The following is a 261-nucleotide window of genomic DNA, read 5'->3' on the forward strand; positions in this document are numbered from 1 at the left end:
GTGAAAGAGAAGAGCGGTTCGGCATGCCTGAACGCTTCCAAGCAGCTATTTTAAAGCTCAGAAGCAGTTCAGACAATGTCGTATTTGAACGTGTGTGGAAAGAACATGGCGTTCGTTTTGGTGACTTTGCAGATATCGGTCAGGAAGTCACAGAAGAGCTGCAAGCAGCCTATGATGATGAGCGTTTAGCACGCTTAACAGAGGCAGTCAAAGAAGGTCAAGAAGCTGTAGATCGACAAGTGAACCGAAAGGCGTATGATG

Annotated in this window: 1 protein-coding gene; it reads left to right on the forward strand. The window is 46.7% G+C overall.

From position 1 onward, the window contains the following. A partial coding sequence (locus tag SB658_RS24965; RefSeq protein WP_410603100.1) for a virulence factor occupies positions 1 to 261 on the forward strand: 261 nt, incomplete at both ends.

Origin of the sequence: Bacillus sp. SIMBA_008, assembly GCF_046535495.1 — a bacterium.
Lineage (GTDB): Bacteria > Bacillota > Bacilli > Bacillales > Bacillaceae > Bacillus > Bacillus subtilis.